This window comes from Mesorhizobium sp. M7A.F.Ca.CA.002.04.1.1, from assembly GCF_004022805.1.
In the GTDB taxonomy this organism is placed as follows: Bacteria; Pseudomonadota; Alphaproteobacteria; order Rhizobiales; family Rhizobiaceae; genus Mesorhizobium; species Mesorhizobium ciceri.
The window spans coordinates 1-1,503 of record NZ_RZPL01001013.1 but is presented as its reverse complement, the minus strand read 5'-3'; the positions used below and the strand labels follow the sequence as shown (position 1 = coordinate 1,503).

Genomic DNA, 1,503 nt, shown 5'->3' with positions numbered 1-1,503 from the left:
TGATATCGCGGCGCACCGGGTCACGGCGCTGGATGCGAGCGTCGATCTGGCCGACACCGGCGCGGCCGCTGCCGGCAAGTTGGGACCCGTCGCGTTGAAGCTGACGGGATCGGAAGGGTTCGGCGTGAACGCATCGCGGCTGACGGCCGCTTTGTCATCGACGGGCTCTGTCCTCGATCTCGGCACGCGAGGATTGCTGGCGGCGGACGTCGATATCAATGCGACGCTGGTTGCTGGCAGCAACAAGGTCCAGGTCGACAGATTGCTGCTGAAGACCGGCCGCTCGACATTCGATTTCGCCGGTTCGATCGGGCCGAAGCCGGCAAGCGGAGCGGTGGGTGAAGAGCCCTCCTATCGCTACGACCTGACCAGCGACGGGTCGTCGCTTGCGCCTTCGGAGTCGCCCGAGCCGGCGCTCACCTTCCTCGCCCGGATCGCCGGTGTCTACAACACGGTGAGCCACAAACTGGTGGCCGAGCAGATCGCGCTTCGGTCCGCCGGCTCGGGCGAGATGCTTGGCACCGCCGCCGTGGCGTTCGTCGACGGCAAAGTGCCGGGGATCAATCTGGCGTTCAACATCCACGACATGCAGGTCTCTCACGTCAAGCAGCTATGGCCGTGGTTTTCGGCGCGCAATGCCCGGCTGTGGGTGCTGGCAAATCTGTTCGGCGGCCGTGTCGTCGACGCCAACCTTCAGTTCCAGGTGGTGCCGGGCCGGCTGGGCAACGGCGTGCCGCTTTCGGCCGATGAGGTGTTCGGCCGCTTCCAGATCGAGGGATCGCGCTTCGACACCGCCGGCCGCATCCCTCCGATACGCGATGCGGTCGGCGTCGTCGGTTTCCACGGCAACGATGTCGATATCTCGCTGTCCTCGGGCACCGTCTACATGCCCAGCGGCCGCACCGTGGCGGCCAGCAACGGCACGCTGACGGTCAAGGCGGCCAACCGCCCGCCGGTCGTCGGCGCGCTCGACATCGATGTCGACGGCGACGCATCCGCCGTTGCCGAACTCGCATCCTACGAGCCGATCAACGCCATGCGCCATGTCGGCATTCTGCCGGAGGACCTGTCGGGCAGCGTCACCGGTCACGTCAAGGCGGATATTCCGCTGCAGTCCGGCGTCGACTCCTCGAAGCTCGATTGGCTGGTGTCGCTCGACTACACCGGCATGTCCCTGGCCAAGCCCTTCGAAGGACAGGTCGTGACGGATGCCGACGGTTCGATCACGGTCGACCCCGAGAAGGCGGTGATCTCCGCCAAGGCGTTGCTGAACGGCATTCCGGCCGAACTCGATCTGATCGAGCCGCTCAGGGATGAGGGGCCGGCGCGCAGCCGCAAGGTGGCCCTGGTGCTCGACGACAAGATCCGCGCCGCCGCCATGCCCGGCCTGAAGCCGCTGCTTGCCGGAACTGTGAAGGTGGCGATCGACAAGAACGGCAGCGGCGACCAGAACGTCTCGGCCGACCTGACCAACGCCAGGCTGGACATTCCCTGGGCGGGCTG

The 1,503-nt window shown here is 66.5% G+C and carries 1 pseudogene; it reads left to right on the top strand.

The annotated features are described in order from the left end of the window. A pseudogene (locus tag ENZ75_RS31600) lies at window positions 1-1,503 on the top strand (DUF3971 domain-containing protein); the annotation flags it as partial.